At 67.3% G+C, this 16,156-nt stretch carries 16 protein-coding genes; 10 read left to right on the top strand and 6 right to left on the bottom strand.

Annotated features, from left to right (window positions below):
* Window positions 1–12: 12 nt before the first annotated feature.
* Both MRBLST15_RS09185 and MRBLST15_RS09180 read right to left on the bottom strand, forming a co-directional pair.
* A complete protein-coding gene (locus tag MRBLST15_RS09185) occupies window positions 13–435 on the bottom strand; it encodes an HIT domain-containing protein (RefSeq protein WP_032975033.1) in 423 nt (140 codons plus the stop codon).
* The gene (locus MRBLST15_RS09180; RefSeq protein ID WP_367785750.1) at window positions 432–1,103 is read right to left on the bottom strand and encodes a dienelactone hydrolase family protein; all 672 of its coding nucleotides are present in this window, start codon (window positions 1,101–1,103) and stop codon (window positions 432–434) included. The genes MRBLST15_RS09185 and MRBLST15_RS09180 overlap by 4 nt, the downstream gene beginning before the upstream one ends.
* A 205-nt stretch (window positions 1,104–1,308) precedes the next feature.
* On the opposite strand from MRBLST15_RS09180, the gene rimO reads away from it, so the two are divergent.
* Window positions 1,309–2,670: a 30S ribosomal protein S12 methylthiotransferase RimO gene (gene rimO, locus MRBLST15_RS09175; protein ID WP_025876127.1), complete on the top strand. Its 1,362-nt coding sequence runs from the start codon at window positions 1,309–1,311 to the stop codon at window positions 2,668–2,670.
* On the top strand, window positions 2,667–3,491 hold the full coding sequence (locus MRBLST15_RS09170) for a DUF3025 domain-containing protein (RefSeq protein ID WP_367785749.1): 825 nt from the start codon (window positions 2,667–2,669) through the stop codon (window positions 3,489–3,491). Before rimO ends, MRBLST15_RS09170 begins: the two co-directional genes overlap by 4 nt.
* A gap of 43 nt (window positions 3,492–3,534) precedes the next feature.
* Here the strand turns inward: MRBLST15_RS09170 and greB are convergent, their stop codons facing one another.
* Together greB and MRBLST15_RS09160 are read right to left on the bottom strand one after the other, a co-directional pair.
* Window positions 3,535–4,050: a transcription elongation factor GreB gene (gene greB, locus MRBLST15_RS09165; RefSeq protein ID WP_100553118.1), complete on the bottom strand. Its 516-nt coding sequence runs from the start codon at window positions 4,048–4,050 to the stop codon at window positions 3,535–3,537.
* 128 nt (window positions 4,051–4,178) lie between these two features.
* A complete protein-coding gene (locus MRBLST15_RS09160; RefSeq protein ID WP_367785748.1) occupies window positions 4,179–5,684 on the bottom strand; it encodes a helicase HerA-like domain-containing protein in 1,506 nt (501 codons plus the stop codon).
* 122 nt (window positions 5,685–5,806) lie between these two features.
* Here MRBLST15_RS09160 and MRBLST15_RS09155 point away from each other — a divergent pair, with 122 nt between their 5' ends.
* Together MRBLST15_RS09155 and MRBLST15_RS09150 are read left to right on the top strand one after the other, a co-directional pair.
* Window positions 5,807–7,417, top strand: a complete 1,611-nt coding sequence (locus MRBLST15_RS09155) for a transglycosylase SLT domain-containing protein (RefSeq protein ID WP_265955775.1) — start codon at window positions 5,807–5,809, stop codon at window positions 7,415–7,417.
* Between the two features lie 23 nt (window positions 7,418–7,440).
* The gene (locus tag MRBLST15_RS09150) at window positions 7,441–7,788 is read left to right on the top strand and encodes a ribonuclease E inhibitor RraB (RefSeq protein ID WP_180166314.1); all 348 of its coding nucleotides are present in this window, start codon (window positions 7,441–7,443) and stop codon (window positions 7,786–7,788) included.
* A gap of 113 nt (window positions 7,789–7,901) precedes the next feature.
* Here MRBLST15_RS09150 and asd read toward each other — a convergent pair whose 3' ends face one another.
* Together asd and MRBLST15_RS09140 are read right to left on the bottom strand one after the other, a co-directional pair.
* On the bottom strand, window positions 7,902–8,744 hold the full coding sequence (asd, locus tag MRBLST15_RS09145; protein ID WP_100461078.1) for an archaetidylserine decarboxylase: 843 nt from the start codon (window positions 8,742–8,744) through the stop codon (window positions 7,902–7,904).
* Window positions 8,741–9,391, bottom strand: a complete 651-nt coding sequence (locus MRBLST15_RS09140) for an SCO family protein (RefSeq protein WP_025876141.1) — start codon at window positions 9,389–9,391, stop codon at window positions 8,741–8,743. The genes asd and MRBLST15_RS09140 overlap by 4 nt, the downstream gene beginning before the upstream one ends.
* Before the next feature lie 123 nt (window positions 9,392–9,514).
* On the opposite strand from MRBLST15_RS09140, the gene prmB reads away from it, so the two are divergent.
* The 6 genes from prmB (at window position 9,515) to MRBLST15_RS09110 (ending at window position 16,140) form a co-directional block, all read left to right on the top strand.
* Window positions 9,515–10,444, top strand: coding sequence for a 50S ribosomal protein L3 N(5)-glutamine methyltransferase (prmB, locus tag MRBLST15_RS09135; RefSeq protein ID WP_025876143.1), 930 nt, complete (start codon window positions 9,515–9,517; stop codon window positions 10,442–10,444).
* Complete coding sequence (gene aroC / locus MRBLST15_RS09130; protein ID WP_312705961.1) at window positions 10,441–11,544, top strand: chorismate synthase; 1,104 nt, start codon at window positions 10,441–10,443, stop codon at window positions 11,542–11,544. The genes prmB and aroC overlap by 4 nt, the downstream gene beginning before the upstream one ends.
* Window positions 11,537–12,574 (top strand): 2-hydroxyacid dehydrogenase, encoded by a 1,038-nt coding sequence (locus tag MRBLST15_RS09125; RefSeq protein WP_367785747.1) that lies wholly within the window; start codon window positions 11,537–11,539, stop codon window positions 12,572–12,574. The genes aroC and MRBLST15_RS09125 overlap by 8 nt, the downstream gene beginning before the upstream one ends.
* A 92-nt stretch (window positions 12,575–12,666) precedes the next feature.
* Window positions 12,667–13,695, top strand: a complete 1,029-nt coding sequence (locus MRBLST15_RS09120; RefSeq protein WP_265953188.1) for an aspartate-semialdehyde dehydrogenase — start codon at window positions 12,667–12,669, stop codon at window positions 13,693–13,695.
* Window positions 13,696–13,777: 82 nt separating this feature from the next.
* On the top strand, window positions 13,778–15,784 hold the full coding sequence (locus MRBLST15_RS09115; RefSeq protein ID WP_367785746.1) for a FimV/HubP family polar landmark protein: 2,007 nt from the start codon (window positions 13,778–13,780) through the stop codon (window positions 15,782–15,784).
* Complete coding sequence (locus tag MRBLST15_RS09110; RefSeq protein WP_265953186.1) at window positions 15,781–16,140, top strand: VOC family protein; 360 nt, start codon at window positions 15,781–15,783, stop codon at window positions 16,138–16,140. The genes MRBLST15_RS09115 and MRBLST15_RS09110 overlap by 4 nt, the downstream gene beginning before the upstream one ends.
* The last annotated feature ends 16 nt before the right edge of the window (window positions 16,141–16,156 follow it).

Genomic DNA, 16,156 nt, shown 5'->3' with positions numbered 1-16,156 from the left:
GTCGGCACTGACTCAGGAATGGGCCGGATATCCTAGCCGTTCCTTCCAGTAGGCGACATGCTGGTCCAGTGCAGCCGGTTCATAACGGTGCGCCGGGCCGCTGCCCCAGACCGGTCCCGGCCATGCCGGATCGCCGTCGTGGCGGCCGATCACGTGGAAATGCAGCTGGCGCACGATGTTGCCCAGCGCGCCGATGTTGATCTTCTCCACTCCGTCCGAACCGTGCAGCGCCTTGCAGGCGCGGTTGAGCTCGGTGCGCAGCTTGTCCTGCTGCTCGCCGTCCAGCTCGATCCACTCGGTCACCCCGGCCAGGCGCGGCACCAGGACCAGCCAAGGGAATCGTTCGTCGTTCATCAGTCGCACTTGCGACAACGGGCCTTCGGCCACCAGCACGCTATCGGTGGCCAGGCGTGAATCGAGTTCGAAATCGCTCATCCAAGATGCTCCGAGAAGAAGTCCAGGGTGCGTTGCAGCGCCAGGGCGGCGCTGTCTGGATCATACGCATGTCCGACCTCGCGGTTGAAGGCATGGTCGGCCGGATAGACGTAGGTCGCCATCTGCGGCAGCTTCTCGCGGTGGGCCTGGATCGCCTCCGGCGGGATGCTCTTGTCCTGCGCGCCGAAGTGGAACATCACCGCGGCCTTCGGTGTTTCATCCAGGAACTGCACGTTGCGCGCGCCGTAGTAGCTCACCGAGGGCAGGCCCAGGCGCAGCGCCGACAGCAGGGCGACGCTGCCGCCCCAGCAGTAGCCGACCGTGCCCACCTTGCCGTGCGGGGCGAGCCGGGTGGCGGCGGCGCGGACCACTTCCAGCGCCTTTTCCATGCCCAGCGCGGTGACCCGTTGCAGGCCATCCTTCACGCCTTCAGGGGTATAGGGCAGCGCATCCGGATCGGCCTCGGGGCCGTCCACCAGGTCGAAGAATGACGGTGCCAGCACCGCGTAGCCCTCGGCCGCGAAACGTTCGGCCACGCTGCGGATGTGCGGGTTGGCGCCGAAGATCTCCTGCACCACCACCAGGCCACCACGCGGGGTGCCTTCGGGCAGGGCCTGCCAGGCGCGGACCGGGCCATGATGCGTATCCAGGGTGATCCATTCGGACATCGGGGGTACCTCGTTGCAGGGGACAGGCCCGCATTGTCGGTGCTGGGCGGGTTAGCGCGATGTCAGCGGCTGTGCGGGATCGGGCGGCTCACACGATTCAGAGGCCGCCCCCCAACCCCGGTATACTGGCGCCCTTTCAGGCCCCGGCCCCCAGGTCCCCCTGCCATGCCGGCAGGGGCCCAGGCCCCCAGAGTCCCGCGATTCCATGTCCCAGCTGAACCCCAAAGTCGGCTTCGTCAGCCTTGGCTGCCCGAAGGCCCTTGTCGATTCCGAGCGCATCCTCACCCAGCTGCGGTCGGAAGGCTACGACATCGTCCCGTCCTACGATTCAGCCGACGTGGTGGTGGTCAACACCTGTGGCTTCATCGATTCGGCTGTGACCGAATCGCTGGATGCCATCGGCGAGGCGATGAACCAGAACGGCAAGGTCATCGTCACCGGCTGCCTGGGCAAGCGCCCGGAGCAGATCCGTGAGGCGTATCCGAACGTGCTGGCGGTGTCCGGGCCGCAGGATTACCAGAGCGTGATGGAAGCCGTGCACGCGGCGCTGCCGCCCAAGCACGACCCGTTCGTGGATCTGGTGCCGGACTACGGCATCAAGCTGACCCCGCGTCACTACGCCTACCTGAAGATTTCCGAAGGCTGCAACCACCATTGCAGCTTCTGCATCATCCCGTCGATGCGCGGCAAGCTGGTCTCGCGTCCAGTGGACGAGGTGCTGCGCGAAGCCGAGCGCCTGGTGCGTGGCGGCGTGCGCGAACTGCTGGTGGTTTCGCAGGACACCTCGGCCTACGGCGTGGATGTGAAGTACGCCGAGAAGATGTGGCGCGACAAGGCCTACCAGACCCGCCTGAAGGCACTGTGCGAAGGTTTGTCCGAGCTGGATGCGTGGGTGCGCATGCACTACGTCTATCCGTATCCGCACGTCGATGACGTGGTGCCGCTGATGGCCGAGAACCGCATCCTGCCGTACCTGGACATTCCGTTCCAGCACGCCAGCCCGCGCATCCTGCGCCTGATGAAGCGCCCCGGCGCGGTCGAGAAGACCCTGGAACGCGTGCAGAACTGGCGCCGCATCGCGCCGGACATCACCGTGCGTTCCACCTTCATCGTCGGTTTCCCGGGCGAGACCGAGGCCGAGTTCGAAGAACTGCTTTCCTTCCTCGACGAAGCGCAGCTGGACCGCGTGGGTGCGTTCGCCTACTCGCCCGTCGAGGGCGCTACGGCCAACAACCTGCCGGACCCGGTGCCGGAAGAAGTGAAGCAGGAACGACTGGCGCGCTTCATGGAAAAGCAGGCGCAGATTTCGGCCTCGCGCCTGGAAGCCAAGATCGGCACGGTGCAGCAGTGCCTGGTCGATGCCATCGAAGGCGATATCGCCGTGGCCCGTTCCAAGGCGGACGCGCCGGAGATCGATGGACTGGTGCATATCCAGAACGCCGACCAGGTGGCGCTGCGCGTGGGTGAGTTCGTCGACGTGGAAATCACCGAGAGCGACGAGCACGACCTCTACGGTGATGCACTGCCGCCGACCACGCGCCCGGCCTTCGACCTCAAGGTGCTGTGACCGGGGCGCAGGCTGCTGATGGCGGCTCCCGCCGCTTCGTGCCACCGCTGCGGGCGGCGGTGGATCGGTCTGCATTCGATCATCCGCTGTTTGCCGGTATCGCCGAATTTGCTGATCTGCTGACCGCAGCGGACTGGCCACGCGTGGTCGACCTGGACGAGCGCCTGGCGCTGCCGGGCAAGCGCCTTGTTGAACAGGATACGGCGCTGCTGGCCGATGGCCTGCACTACGAAACGCGCATCGCCGAAGGGCGCATCGCAACCCGCGCGGGCAACTGGCACGACCTGTTCAATGCCCTGGCCTGGGCGTGCTACCTGCCGATCAAGCGTGCACTCAACACGCAGCAATGCCGGCACATCGAGCGCATGGCCGCCGGACAGCGCAACCGCGCGCAGGCCGCGCTGACCCAGTTCGATGAAACCGGCGTGGTGGTGCGGGTGCGTGACCCGGCGTTGCTGGCAGCCTGGGATGCTCACGATTGGCGCGCGTTGTTCGAACCGATCCACTGGCAGTCAGGGCGGATCGGCATTGCCGCTGTATTTGGTCACGCCTTGATGGAGCAGGCGCTGCTGCCGGGCCGGCTGCTGGTGGGTAAATGCATCGTGCTGCAAGGCGATGACGATGCGGGCTGCATCGACGCGATCGCGCAGGCCATCGACGAGGGGAGGGTGCTGCTCGACCCCTTGCAGCTGCGCCCGCTGCCATTGGCGGGCATTCCGGGCTGGCACACCGGTCAGACGCCAGCCTTCTACGCGAACGACCATTACTTCCGCCCACTGCGCGAAGGGCGTCGTTACCCGCCGCCGCTACCGCTGCCGTAGAACCGGGCCCATGCGAGGCTGAGCGTCGCTGCCCGCCAGAGGCTCAGCCCTTGGCCGCAGTCTCGTACTCGACATCGATCACCGCAAAGGTGTGATGACCACTGGGCAGTTCCACCGAAAACTCATCATCCAGGCGCTTCTTCAACAAGGCCCGTGCCAACGGCGAATCGATGCTGATCCAGCCCAGCCCTGCATCGGTCTCATCCGGCCCGACGATGCGGTAGCGGCTGGTCTGCCCGCTGTCCACGTTCTCCAGCTCCACCCACGCGCCGAAGAACACCGCTTGCGGATCGGTCGGCGTGGTGTCGACCACGCGCAGTGATTCCAGGCGCTTGGTCAGGTAGCGCACGCGACGATCGATCTCGCCCAGCTGCTTTTTGCGGTAGGTGTATTCGGCATTCTCCGAGCGGTCGCCTTCGGCCGCGGCGGCGGCAAGCGCCTTGACCACCTCGGGTCGACGCACACGCCACAGCTCATCAAGCTCGGCTTTCAAGCGTGCATGGCCGGCGGCGGTAATCAGTGCGGTGCTTTTTTCTGCAGGGGGACGCCAACGCGACATGCGGTAAGACTTCTTTTCAGGGGAACGATGGGGTCGGAGCCCTTCCTGCGGAAGGGATCCGATCCCGGGACATGCAGTGGGGTCAGATCCCTACCGCAGGAAGGGCTCTGACCCCAGAGACGGGGCTCTCAACGCTTGCCGCCGAAGATGCCACCGAGGATGCCGCGCACGATCTGGTTGCCCAGCTTGGTGCCAACCGTACGCGTGGTCTGCTTGGCCATCGTCTCGATCATGCCCTGGCGGCGTTTGGTGCCGAAAATCGCATCCTTGATCGATTGCCCGAAGCCACCTTCCTGCGCCTCGTCCTGTTCACGGCTGCGCGCGGCCGGCGCATCGGTTTTCTCGATGGCCTTCTGCGCGCGCTGCGCCAGCAGTTCGGCGGCCGATTCGCGGTTGATGGCGGTGTCGTAGCGCGTGCCGACCGGGCTGCCGGCACGCACCTGCGTACGTTCGGTGTCGGTGACCGGTCCCATGCGGCAGCGCGGCGGCGCGATCATCGTCTGCTGTACCGGCATCGGCACACCCTTGTCCTGCAGCGTGGACACCAGCGCTTCGCCGGTACCGAGCTGGCTGAGCACCTTCACCACATCCAGCTTGGGGTTCGGCACGAAGGTCTCGGCGGCGGTCTTCACCGCCTTCTGGTCGCGCGGGGTGAATGCGCGCAACGCGTGCTGCACGCGGTTGCCGAGCTGGCCGAGGATGTTGGCCGGCACGTCGTCCGGGAACTGCGAGCAGAAGTACACGCCCACGCCCTTGGAGCGGATCAGCCGCACCACTTGTTCGATGCGCTGTACCAGTGCGGGCGGCGCATCGTCGAACAGCAGGTGCGCTTCGTCGAAAATGAAGACCAGCTTCGGCTTGTCGAGATCGCCCACTTCCGGCAGTTGCTCGAACAGCTCCGACAACAGCCACAGCAGGAAGGTCGAGTAAAGCTTGGGCTTGAGCACCAGCTGGTCGGCGGCAAGGATGCCGATGACACCGCGGCCATCATGGTTGACCCGCATGATGTCGGCCAGTTCCAGCGCCGGTTCGCCGAAGAAATGCTCGCCGCCATCCTGCGCCAGGCGCAGCAGGGCGCGCTGGATGGCCGCCACCGACTGCGCGCTGACCAGGCCGTACTCGGTGGAGATATCCTTGCGCTCCTCGGCCACCAGGCCGAGCAGGGCGCGCAGGTCGTCCATGTCCAGCAGCAGCAGGCCGCGGTCATCGGCCAGCTTGAACACGATGTCGAGCACGCCGGCCTGGGTGTCGTTCAATTCCAGGATGCGGGCCAGCAGGGTCGGGCCCATCTCGCTCACGGTGGTGCGCACCGGGTGGCCGAGCTTGCCATACAGGTCCCAGAACACGGTGGGGCTTGCCGCCGGGGCGTAGTCGCTCACGCCGATCTCGGCCGCGCGCTTGAGCAGGTTCTCAGCGCCGGTACCCGGCACCGCCAGACCAGACACATCGCCCTTCACATCCGCCAGGAACACCGGTACCCCGATCCGCGAGAAACCCTCGGCCAGGGTCATCAGGGTCACGGTCTTGCCGGTGCCGGTAGCGCCGGCCACCAGCCCATGACGGTTGCCGAGTTTCGGCAGCAGGGTGACAGCCACATCGTCGGTGATGCCTTTGCCGAGCAGAATCGGATCCATGGTCCAGCCCTTGTGATGAATGTGCCAATGTTAACCGCCGACCGTGACGGGCCGAAGGTCGGCTTGCCCCGACCTTGGCCGCGCCGCTACTCTGCCTGCCTGTTTCATACACAGTGCCACCAATGCCCGTTCCTGTCCTGATTTCCCGCACCTGGCCGCTGCTGGCCCTGGCTGGCCTGGTTTCCCTGGCACCGGAGGCCCACGCACAGCGGGTTTCGGCCAAGGACAAGGTGAAGGTGGATGCGCTGCAGCAGCGCATGACGACTGCCGAGAAGCGCTACAGCGATGCCGTGCTGCTGGTGGCCAACGCCGATCCGAAGGGGCGCAACGAGGCCGACGCCGCGCTGGAGGACATGGAAGATGTCATCAGCGAGTGCGTGAAGCAGAAGGGCTGCCAGATGAGCAACATGCTGGCGACCTACAAGCGGCTGCTCAAGCACGATGCCGATGCCGCCGCCGATGATGACGTGGCCGATGAGGCCGGCGACCGCCTGGAAGCCGACCCGGACCATGTCGGCCCGCTGGCGGCCGACGTGCCCGAGGCGGCTCGCGCGGCGGCGCTGCTCAACGACAAGCGCCATGCCTTCGACAACATGGTCGAGTACAACCCGGCCGTGCAGGCCGGCATCCGCCGCTGGCTGACCGACATGCGCCCGGCGTTGATGACCACCTACGAGAACTACCAGAACCTGCGCGCGGTGATGTGGCCGGAATGGGAGAAGCGTGGCCTGCCCGAGGCGCTGCTGTTCGGCATCATGGCCAAGGAATCCAACGGCCGCGTACATGCATCCTCACGTGCTGGCGCCGCGGGCCTGATGCAGTTCATGCCGGCCACCGGCCGCCGCTTCGGCCTGGGCCCGGACGGTACCGGTTTCGATACCCGCTTCGACGCGCGCAGCGCCGCCGAAGCCAGCGCGACCTACCTCAACGAGCGCATGCGCGAGCTCAACAACAACGTCGAACTGTCGTTGGCCGGCTACAACGGTGGCGAAGGCCGCGCGGCGCGCGTCTACAAGCAGTACCCGGGCCAGAGCTTCTGGGTGGACAGCGTCTACAACCAGTTCCCGGGCGAGACCAAGGACTACGTGCCGATGGTGATCGCCGCGTCCTGGATCTTCCTGCACCCGCAGCAGTACGGCGTGGAGTTCCCGAAGATCAACGCACAGCCGGCCACCATCCGCCTGGCCCGCTCGACCACGATCTACGAGCTGACCATCTGCCTGGGCAGCCATGGCACCCGCGATGGCTACATGCGCGCACTGCGCAACCTCAATCCGCGCTATGAGGCCGATGGCTGGATTCCGGCCGGCACCCTCATCAACGCCACCAACCGCATCGCCGGTCTGTACGCGCGCAACTGCGTCAGCGGCCCGCGTGCGGATCTGGCCCGCACCCTGATCACCGCCGACCTCAACGCTGCAATCATGCGCCCCAGCGCCACCAGCTACACCGGCAGCGTAGCCGTGGGCGGCGTGGTGCCGGTGGTCGATCCCAATGCCGCCAGCAGCGTGCCGACCACGCCCGCCGCGCCCGTGGCTGCGCCGCGCCCAGCGCCGGCACCGCGCGCCAAGCCGGCCCGCAGCTACAAGGTCGGCAAGGGCGACACCCTGGGGCGGATCGCCGCGAAGTTCCAGTGCGATGTGCCGGTGCTGGCCCGCGCCAATGGCCTCAAGGCCCCCGGCTACAGCCTGCGCCACGGCCAGGTGCTGAAGCTGCAGGGCTGCGACAAATAATCTCTCCGCACTCTGGATATCGCATGGACCTCGAAGACACCCGCAACCTGTTCACCAACCTCCGCGAGAACACCGACTGGAACCTGGACGCCCCGCTGCTGTGGGGGTACTTCTTCGTGCACTCCACCGCCGAGCCGCTGCAGGCGCTGGCCACCCACCTGCAGGCGCAGGGCTATGTGCTTGTGGAGATGTTCGAGCAGGAGCCGGAGGACGGTGACGCTGCCTTCCACGTGCTGCACGTGGAGCGCGTGGAAGTCCACGACGAAACCTCGCTGGACAAGCGCAACCAGGAACTGAGCGCGCTGGCCACGCAGATGGGCGTGGAAGACTACGACGGCATGGACGTCGGCCCGGCGCCGACCCTGCAGTAACGCCCGCATCCGGTAGTGCCGGCCGCTGGCCGGCATTCCGTTGAAGCCATCCACGCATGGCGTGGATCTACTGGCCAAGCGTGAGCCCAGCACGGCTCGGCTCTACATGAACCTCAGCGCAGCTTCGCCAGTGCCTGGCCCAGCTGCACCGGATGCTCCGCATCCAGATGCGGGGCGAACTCGGCCACACCCGGCGGCAGCAGCACGATCACGGTCGATCCGTAATTGAAGCGCGCCATCTCTTCGAAGCGTTGCAGCGTGATGCCGCGGCCCCGGTAATCCTTGCGGGTGATGCGGTCGCCGTAGTGCGGAATCTCTTCGCCGCTCCACACCGTTTCCACGCCCGACACCAGCAGCGCACCGACCATCACGCTGACCATCGGGCCGAAGCTGGTATCGAAGTGGCAGACCAGGCGTTCGTTGCGTGCGAACAGGCCGGGCACGTTGTTCACCGCGGCCGGGCCAACGCTGAACAGGCGGCCGGGCACGTGCACGGTTTCGCGCAGGGTGCCGGTCCACGGCATGTGCACGCGGTGGTAGTCGCGCGGCGACAGGTACACCGTGGCATACAGGCCCTCGTTGAACGGCTTGGCGTCCTCGGCGCTGCCCAGCAGCTCGGCGGCAGTGAAGGACTGGCCCTTGGCCTGGAAGATGCGGCCGGCGTCGATCCTTCCGAGCTGGCTGATGCGGCCGTCGGCCGGCATCACCAGGCTGCGCGGATCGGCATCGGCCACGCGCGCGCCGGGTTTCAGCGCGCGGGTGAAGAACTGGTTGAAGGTCGGGTAGCTGCGCGGGTCCGGGTTGGCCGCTTCATCCAGGTTGACGTTGAACTTGCGGGTGACCGTGTCGATCAGCCAGCGCGATACGCGCGGGTTGTCCGAGTACGCCAGCGAACGCGCCATCGAGGACAGCAGGCGGTGGGGCAGGACGTACGTCAGGGCGGTGGTCAGACTCATGGGGCGGATTTCTCGGTCAGCTTCTGCAGGTCGCGGGCGATCGCCGGCGCGTTGAACGGGGGCCGCACCAGGCCGGCAAGCCGGCCCTGCGGATCGAGCACGGCCAGGCTGGCGGAGTGCTCGAGGGTGTAATCCTCTGGATTCTCGTCGAAGTGCTTGCCCGGCACCTTCTGGAACACGAAGCCCAGCGAGGTGGCAAAGCGCTCCAGCGAGGGGATGTCAGCGGTCGCCGCCAGGGTGTCCTTGTGGAAGCCATGGGCGTACTCGCCCAGGCGCGTGGCGGTGTCGCGCTCCGGGTCGACCGAGACGAACAGCACGCGCGGGCGCAGGCCATCGGGCAGGGCTTCCCACTGGTTCTGCGCGCCGGCCAGCTCGGCCAGGGTGGTCGGGCAGACGTCCGGGCAGAACGTGAAGCCGAGGAACACCAGGGTCCAGTGGCCCTTCAGCTCGCCGGGAATCAGGCGCGTGCCGTCGGACTGGGCCAGGTTGTAGTCGGGCAGGGCGCGCGGCTGCGGGTACAGGGTGATCGCTTCGGTGGCCGGCTGCCCGGCCGGCGGCTTCGGCGCGAACACCTGCTGGGCGGCCAGCAGGCCAAGGCCCGCTGCCAGAGCGATCAGCAGGATGATGCCGACGTTGCGATTGAACATGGGATTCCGCCGCAGGAAGTGGCCACCATCATACCGGCTGCGACTGGATCGTTTCTGCCGCAACGGATGCCGGCGCAGGCGGCAACCCCTATAATCGGGGGCCACTTTGCCCGCAGTACCGCCATGACCGCTGAAACGGCCGCCGAACTCCATACGATCATCGATCTGATCCGCTACGGCACCAGCCGTTTCAACGCTGCGGGCCTGACCTTCGGGCACAGCTACGACAATGCCCTGGACGAGGCCACCCAGCTGGTGCTGCACGGCCTGCACCTGCCGCACGACCTCGGCCCGGCCTACGGCCAGGCGCGCCTGCTGCGGGAAGAGAAGCTGGCGGTGCTGGAGCTGTTCCAGCGCCGTATCGACGAGCGCATCCCGGCGGCCTACCTGACCGGTGAAGCGTGGTTCGCCGGCCTCAGCTTCAAGAGCGACACGCGGGCCCTGGTGCCGCGTTCGCCGATCGCCGAACTCATCGAGTGCGGCTTCGAGCCGTGGCTGGCCGGCCGCGATGTCAACCGCGCGCTGGACCTGTGCACCGGTTCGGGCTGCATCGCCATCGCCATGGGCCACTACTACCCGAACTGGGAAGTGGACGGCGTGGACCTCAGCGATGAGGCGCTGTCGCTGGCCGAAGAGAACAAGGAACGCCTGCAGGCGCACAACGTGACCCTGCTGAAGTCGGACCTGTTCAACGGCCTGACCGGTCGCCACTACGACCTGATCGTCACCAACCCGCCGTACGTCACCAATGACGAGACCGATGCCCTGCCGCAGGAATACTCCTACGAGCCGGAGATGGGCCTGCGTGCCGGCGACGATGGCCTGGACCTGGTGCTGAAGATCCTGCGCGACGCGCCGCTGCACCTGAGTGAGGACGGCCTGCTGATCTGTGAAGTGGGCGAATCCGAACAGCACCTGATCAAGCTGCTGCCGGAAGTCGATTTCGCGTGGGTCGAGTTCAAGGTCGGCCAGATGGGCATCTTCGCGGTCGAGTGCCGCGAGCTGATCGCCCACAGTGCACGCATCACCGAACTGGCGGCACAGCGCCCGTGAGCTCCAATTCGTTCGGCAAGCTGTTCACCGTCACCACGTTCGGCGAATCGCACGGGCCGGCCATCGGCTGCGTGATCGATGGCTGCCCGCCGGGGCTGGCGCTGGACGCGGCCGAATTCAGCCACGACCTGCAGCGTCGCGCCACCGGCAAGAGCCGGCACACCTCGGCGCGGCGCGAGGCCGACGAAATCGAGATCCTGTCCGGGGTGTACGAGGGCCTGACCACCGGCACCCCGATCGCGCTGCTGATCCGCAACACCGACCAGCGCAGCAAGGACTACAGCAACATCGGCCAGCAGTTCCGTCCGGGACATGCCGACTACAGCTACTGGCACAAGTACGGCATCCGCGACCCGCGTGGCGGCGGCCGTTCTTCGGCGCGCGAGACCACCATGCGCGTGGCCGCTGGCGTGGTCGCCAAGAAATGGCTGGCCGAACGCTTCGGCATCACCGTGCGCGGCTACCTGTCGCAGCTGGGCGAGATCACCCCGGCCGGTTTCGACTGGTCGGTGGTCGAAGACAATCCGTTCTTCTGGCCGCACGCTGCACAGGTGCCCGAGCTGGAGACCTACATGGATGCGCTGCGCAAGTCCGGTGATTCTGTCGGCGCCTGCGTGGACGTGGTCGCCGACAATGTGCCGCCGGGCTGGGGTGAGCCGATCTACGGCAAGCTTGATGGCGAGCTCGCAGCCGCACTGATGAGCATCAACGCGGTGAAGGGCGTGGAGATCGGCGACGGCTTCGCCAGCGCCATGCAGAAGGGCACCGAACACCGTGACCTGCTGACCCCGCAGGGTTTTGCCAGCAACCACGCCGGCGGCATTCTCGGCGGCATCTCCACCGGCCAGCCGGTGGTCGCTTCGATGGTGCTCAAGCCGACCTCCAGCCTGCGCCTGCCGGGTGAATCGCTGGATACGGCCGGCAATGTGGTGGAAGTGGTCACCACCGGCCGCCATGATCCCTGCGTCGGCATCCGCGCTACCCCCATCGCCGAGGCGATGATGGCACTGGTGCTGATGGACCAGGCGCTGCGCCACCGCGCGCAGTGCGGCGACGTCGGCACCATCACCCCACGCATTCCCGGCCAGCTTGATGGCTGATGCGCGGCCGACGGTATGGGTGAGCCAGCCGCTGATCGACGCGGCCATCGCGCCGCTGCGTGATCACGTGCAGCTGCGCACCACCGATGCCGTCACCGCCTGGTCGCCGCAGCAGATCGCCGCGCAGCTGGCTGACGTTGACGGGGCGATCATCACCCTCAACGAGCGCATCGGTGCGGCCCAGGTCGCCGATGCCGCGCAGCTGCAGGTGATCGCCAATGTCGGCGTCGGCTACAACAATCTGGACGTCGACGCGCTCAGCGCCGCCGGCATTCTCGCCAGCAACACCCCGGACGTTCTCACCGAGACCACCGCCGATCTCGGCTTCGCCCTGCTGATGGCCACCGCGCGCCGGATCACCGAATCCGAGCGCTGGCTGCGCGAGGGGCAATGGGGGCAGTGGTCGTTCCAGACGATGCTGGGTGCCGACATCCATGGCAGCACGCTGGGCATCCTCGGCATGGGCCGCATCGGCCAGGGCATCGCCCGTCGCGGCGCGCACGGCTTCGGCATGAAGGTGCTGTACCACAACCGTTCGCGGTTGCCGGCCGACGTCGAAGCCGCGCTCGGCGCGACCTACGTGGACCTGGATACGCTGCTGGCACAATCCGACCATCTGCTGACCGTACTTCCGTACAGCGCCGCTTCGCACCACATCATCGACGCCGCCGCGCTGGCCAAGATGAAGCCGTCTGCCACGCTGGTGAACATCGCCCGCGGCGGCATCGTCGACGAACTGGCGCTGGCCGATGCACTGGCCAACGGTCGCCTGGCGGCGGCCGGCCTGGATGTCTACGAAGGCGAACCAAACGTGCGGCCGGAGCTGCTGGCCCTGCGCAACATCGTGCTGACCCCGCACATCGGCAGCGCCTCGCTGGCCACGCGTACCGCCATGGTGCAGATGGCCGTGGACAATCTGCTGGCCGGGCTTGGCCTGGACGGCAGCCCGTCGCACATGCCGAGCGCGATCAATGCCGACGCGGCCCTTGCCGCGCGCGCCTCGATGGATGAAAAAAGCGGGAAACGATAGGGAACCTCCGCGCATCCATCCGAGGAGGCTCCCCGAACCCAGCTGTCGTGCGTGAGTTTTCCCCCATTCCCGTTTTCGTGAGAGTTCCCCCCATGAGCAATGCACAACGCAGCTTCCACGTCGCCATCGTCGGCGCCACCGGTGCGGTCGGCGAGACCATGCTGGCGATCCTGGCCGAGCGCGATTTCCCGGTCGGCACCCTGAGCCTGCTCGCTTCCGAGCGCTCGGCCGGCGGCGAAGTCGAATTCAATGGCAGCAAGGTCAAGATCCAGGACCTGGCCACCTTCGACCCGAGTGGCGTGGATATCGCCCTGTTCTCGGCCGGCGGCAGCGTGTCCAAGGAATACGCACCGAAGTTCGCCGCCGCTGGCGCGGTGGTGATCGACAACTCCTCGGCCTTCCGTTACGACGATGACGTGCCGCTGGTGGTGTCGGAGGTCAATCCGGACCAGATCGGCAACCGTCCGCGCGGCATCATCGCCAACCCGAACTGCTCGACCATGCAGATGCTGGTCGCGTTGGCACCGCTGCACCGCAAGTACGGCATCGAGCGCATCAATGTGTCCACCTACCAGTCGGTGTCCGGCGGTGGCCGTTCGGCGCTGGAAGAACTGGGCAAGCAGACCGGCCAGCTGTTGAGCTTCCAGGAAATCGATCCGCAGCGTTTCCCGGTGCAGATCGCCTTCAACCTGATTCCGCACATCGACGACTTCCTGGACAACGGCTTCACCAAGGAAGAGATGAAGCTGGTCTGGGAGACCCGCAAGATCCTGGGCGACGACAGCATCCTGGTGAACCCGACCGCGGTGCGTGTGCCGGTGTTCTACGGTCACTCCGAATCGGTGGCGATCGAAACCCGTGACAAGGTGACCGTGGCCGAAGCGCGCGCGCTGCTGGAACAGTCGCCGGGCATCGAAGTGGTGGATCGTCACGAAGCCGGTGGTTACCCGACGCCGGTCACCCATGCCTCGGGCACGGACGCGGTGTATGTCGGCCGCATCCGCGAGGACCTGTCGCATCCGCGCGGCCTGAACCTGTGGATCGTGTCGGACAACGTGCGCAAGGGTGCTGCCCTCAACGCGGTGCAGCTGGCCGAGCTGGTCGCCGCCGAGAAGCGCTGATCCCGCCTGTACGGCCGGGCCCGCGCCCGGCTGTGCCTGCGGTGGGTGCGGACCTTGGTCAGCACGCTTTATAGTGTCGCCCATGAATAAACGAGCCAAGGGCGCACGGCGTCCGCTCACCTGTCTCTCCGCCGCGCTGCTGGCCCTGGTCAGCAGTTCGGCCATGGCCCTGGGCCTGGGCGACATCCGGGTCCTGTCCAAGCCGGGACAGCCGTTGCTGGCCGAGATCCCGGTGATCTCGGCCGATCCGTCCGAACTTGAGAACCTGCGTGTCGCGCTCGCCTCGCCGGTCACCTTCGAGCGCGTTGGCCTGCAGCGTCCGGCAGGCCTGGTCAGCGAACTGCAGTTCGAGTTGACCCGCAACGCACAGGGCAGGGCGGTGGTGCGGGTCACCTCGCAGACGCCTGTGGAAACACCGTCGCTGAGCTTCCTGGTCGAGGCCGACTGGGGCCAGGGTCGGCTGGTGCGTGAGTACTCGGCCCTGGTCGATGCACCGGCCAGCGCATTGGCTGTGGCCGAACCGGAGATCGTCGCGCCGGCCGGCGTGCTGTCGGACACCATCGTCCGCGATGCGCCGCCCGCCGCGGCAGCCGTACCCGGGCCGGCACCTGCCAAGGCGGCAGCCGCGCCGGCTGCACCGCGTCCGCGTGCTGCGGCGCCTGCGCCAGCACCAGCAGCACCAGCACCAGCACCAGCACCAGCACCAGCACTGGCCGCAGACGGCAGCGTGACCGTGCAGCGCGGGCAGACCCTTTCGCAGATTGCCGGTTCGCTGGCGCGTGGCAATCAGATCAGTCGCGACCGGGCGATGATCGCGCTGTTGCGGGCCAACCCCGAAGCCTTCATCCGAGGCAACGTCAACCTGCTCAAGCAGGGCGCGGTGCTGCGCATGCCGGGCGATACCGCACTGGCCGCGGTGGATTCGGCCGAGGCCGCCGCGCTGGTTCGCGAACATGCCGCGCAGTGGCGGCAGGCACGCACCGTGCCGCAGCCGGCCGGCGCTCCGATGCCAGTGGCCAAGGCCGATGGCGCCGCTTCTTCCCCGGCTGCGGCCACAGGGGCACGACTTGAAATCGCTCCGGCGCTGGCGTCCGACGCCGCGCACGCGGGCACAACCACCGGCACCACTGCCGGCAGCGAGGGTGACATGCTGGGCAACGAACAACTGCGCCAGGCCAAGGAGGACATCGCCACCCGCGATGCCGAGATCGGCGATCTGAAGCAGCGCGTGGCGGAGCTCGAAAAGCTCAAGGAGCAGCAGCAGTCACTGATCGCGATGAAGGACAATGACCTGGCCGCCGCGCAGCAGCGCTTGGCGCAGGCGCCGGGTGCGCCGGGTGCCGGCACGCCGTGGTACTGGCTGGGCCTGCCGCTGCTCGTGCTGGTCGCGCTGGGCGCCTGGTTGCTGCGTCGTCGCAAGCCCTCGCCGCTGCCGCCGCTGCGCGAAGAACACGATGCCGCCGGCCTGGCCGCAGCGCTGCCGGCAGGTGCCGCGCTGGATACCCTGGCCGAGCACGACGCCGGGGCGGGCTTCGCAACCGAAGGCGGGCGTCAGGAACCGGCGATGCCGGCCTGGGCCAGCACTGCCGACCATGACGCGCCGGATGCGGACATCCGTGCGGATGCCGCGCCGGCCGAGTGGCGGGCGGGTGAGCTTGATGACGACGAACTGGCTGAACTGCCTGCTGCGGTGAACGACCTGCCGCGCTGGGACGATGCCGCTGCCGCTACCCCGGTCGCGCCGCCCGGACCGGCCGAGGTGGCCGTGCCCGACTACGCGCTGCAGGCCGAACAGGAGCCGCAGTTCCGCGGCGTGTTCGATCTGCCGGCCGAACCGCATGAGCATGGGACGGCTGCACCGGTCGACCTGCACGACGTCCATGCTGCCGACGAAGACGCCGTCGGATCCCAGGCAGACAGTGGCCATGACTGGGCGCCGCGCGTCGGCCAGGAGCGGCTGGAACTGGCCATCGCCTATCTGGACCTGGGCGACGCGCAGACTGCGCGCACCCTGCTGCAGGAGGTTGCCGAAGGTGGCGATCTGCATTGCCAGGCGCAGGCCCGCGAACTGCTGGCCCGTCTGCCATGACCCGCGAACGCCGCCTGGACTACGTTGAATTCGCCTCGAGCGACCCGGCTGCCAGCCGCGCGTTCTTCGAGGCCGTGTTCGGCTGGTCGTTCGTCGATTACGGCAGCGACTACACCGCGTTCGATGATGGCCGCCTGCAGGGAGGCTTTTTCCGCGGTCAACCGCAACGTGCCAGCGAAGGTGCGCCACTGCTGGTGCTGTATGCCGACCAGCTGGCGCCGATGGAAGCAGCGGTGCGCGCGGCCGGCGGCCAGATCTCGCGAACCGTGTTTTCTTTCCCGGGCGGCAGCCGTTTCCAGTTCGTCGAGCCCGGTGGCAACGAACTGGCGGTATGGTCCGAGCGCGACCCGGCCTGAGCGCCGCCCCATCCGC

This window comes from Stenotrophomonas sp. LST15-1-1.1, assembly GCF_040815575.1.
GTDB lineage: Bacteria > Pseudomonadota > Gammaproteobacteria > Xanthomonadales > Xanthomonadaceae > Stenotrophomonas > Stenotrophomonas lactitubi_B.
Note: the sequence above shows the minus strand (reverse complement) of the source record. Positions and strands in the feature narration are given on the sequence as shown.

What these genes read in the sequence shown, in the direction of transcription:
- MRBLST15_RS09185 (WP_032975033.1), bottom strand. Translation starts at nt 435, where the DNA reads ATGAGCGATTTCGAACTCGATTCACGCCTGGCCACCGATAGCGTGCTG.
- MRBLST15_RS09180 (WP_367785750.1), bottom strand. Translation starts at nt 1,103, where the DNA reads ATGTCCGAATGGATCACCCTGGATACGCATCATGGCCCGGTCCGCGCC.
- rimO (WP_025876127.1), top strand. Translation starts at nt 1,309, where the DNA reads ATGTCCCAGCTGAACCCCAAAGTCGGCTTCGTCAGCCTTGGCTGCCCG.
- greB (WP_100553118.1), bottom strand. Translation starts at nt 4,050, where the DNA reads ATGTCGCGTTGGCGTCCCCCTGCAGAAAAAAGCACCGCACTGATTACC.
- MRBLST15_RS09160 (WP_367785748.1), bottom strand. Translation starts at nt 5,684, where the DNA reads ATGGATCCGATTCTGCTCGGCAAAGGCATCACCGACGATGTGGCTGTC.
- MRBLST15_RS09155 (WP_265955775.1), top strand. Translation starts at nt 5,807, where the DNA reads ATGCCCGTTCCTGTCCTGATTTCCCGCACCTGGCCGCTGCTGGCCCTG.
- MRBLST15_RS09150 (WP_180166314.1), top strand. Translation starts at nt 7,441, where the DNA reads ATGGACCTCGAAGACACCCGCAACCTGTTCACCAACCTCCGCGAGAAC.
- asd (WP_100461078.1), bottom strand. Translation starts at nt 8,744, where the DNA reads ATGAGTCTGACCACCGCCCTGACGTACGTCCTGCCCCACCGCCTGCTG.
- MRBLST15_RS09140 (WP_025876141.1), bottom strand. Translation starts at nt 9,391, where the DNA reads ATGTTCAATCGCAACGTCGGCATCATCCTGCTGATCGCTCTGGCAGCG.
- prmB (WP_025876143.1), top strand. Translation starts at nt 9,515, where the DNA reads ATGACCGCTGAAACGGCCGCCGAACTCCATACGATCATCGATCTGATC.
- MRBLST15_RS09125 (WP_367785747.1), top strand. Translation starts at nt 11,537, where the DNA reads ATGGCTGATGCGCGGCCGACGGTATGGGTGAGCCAGCCGCTGATCGAC.
- MRBLST15_RS09120 (WP_265953188.1), top strand. Translation starts at nt 12,667, where the DNA reads ATGAGCAATGCACAACGCAGCTTCCACGTCGCCATCGTCGGCGCCACC.
- MRBLST15_RS09115 (WP_367785746.1), top strand. Translation starts at nt 13,778, where the DNA reads ATGAATAAACGAGCCAAGGGCGCACGGCGTCCGCTCACCTGTCTCTCC.
- MRBLST15_RS09110 (WP_265953186.1), top strand. Translation starts at nt 15,781, where the DNA reads ATGACCCGCGAACGCCGCCTGGACTACGTTGAATTCGCCTCGAGCGAC.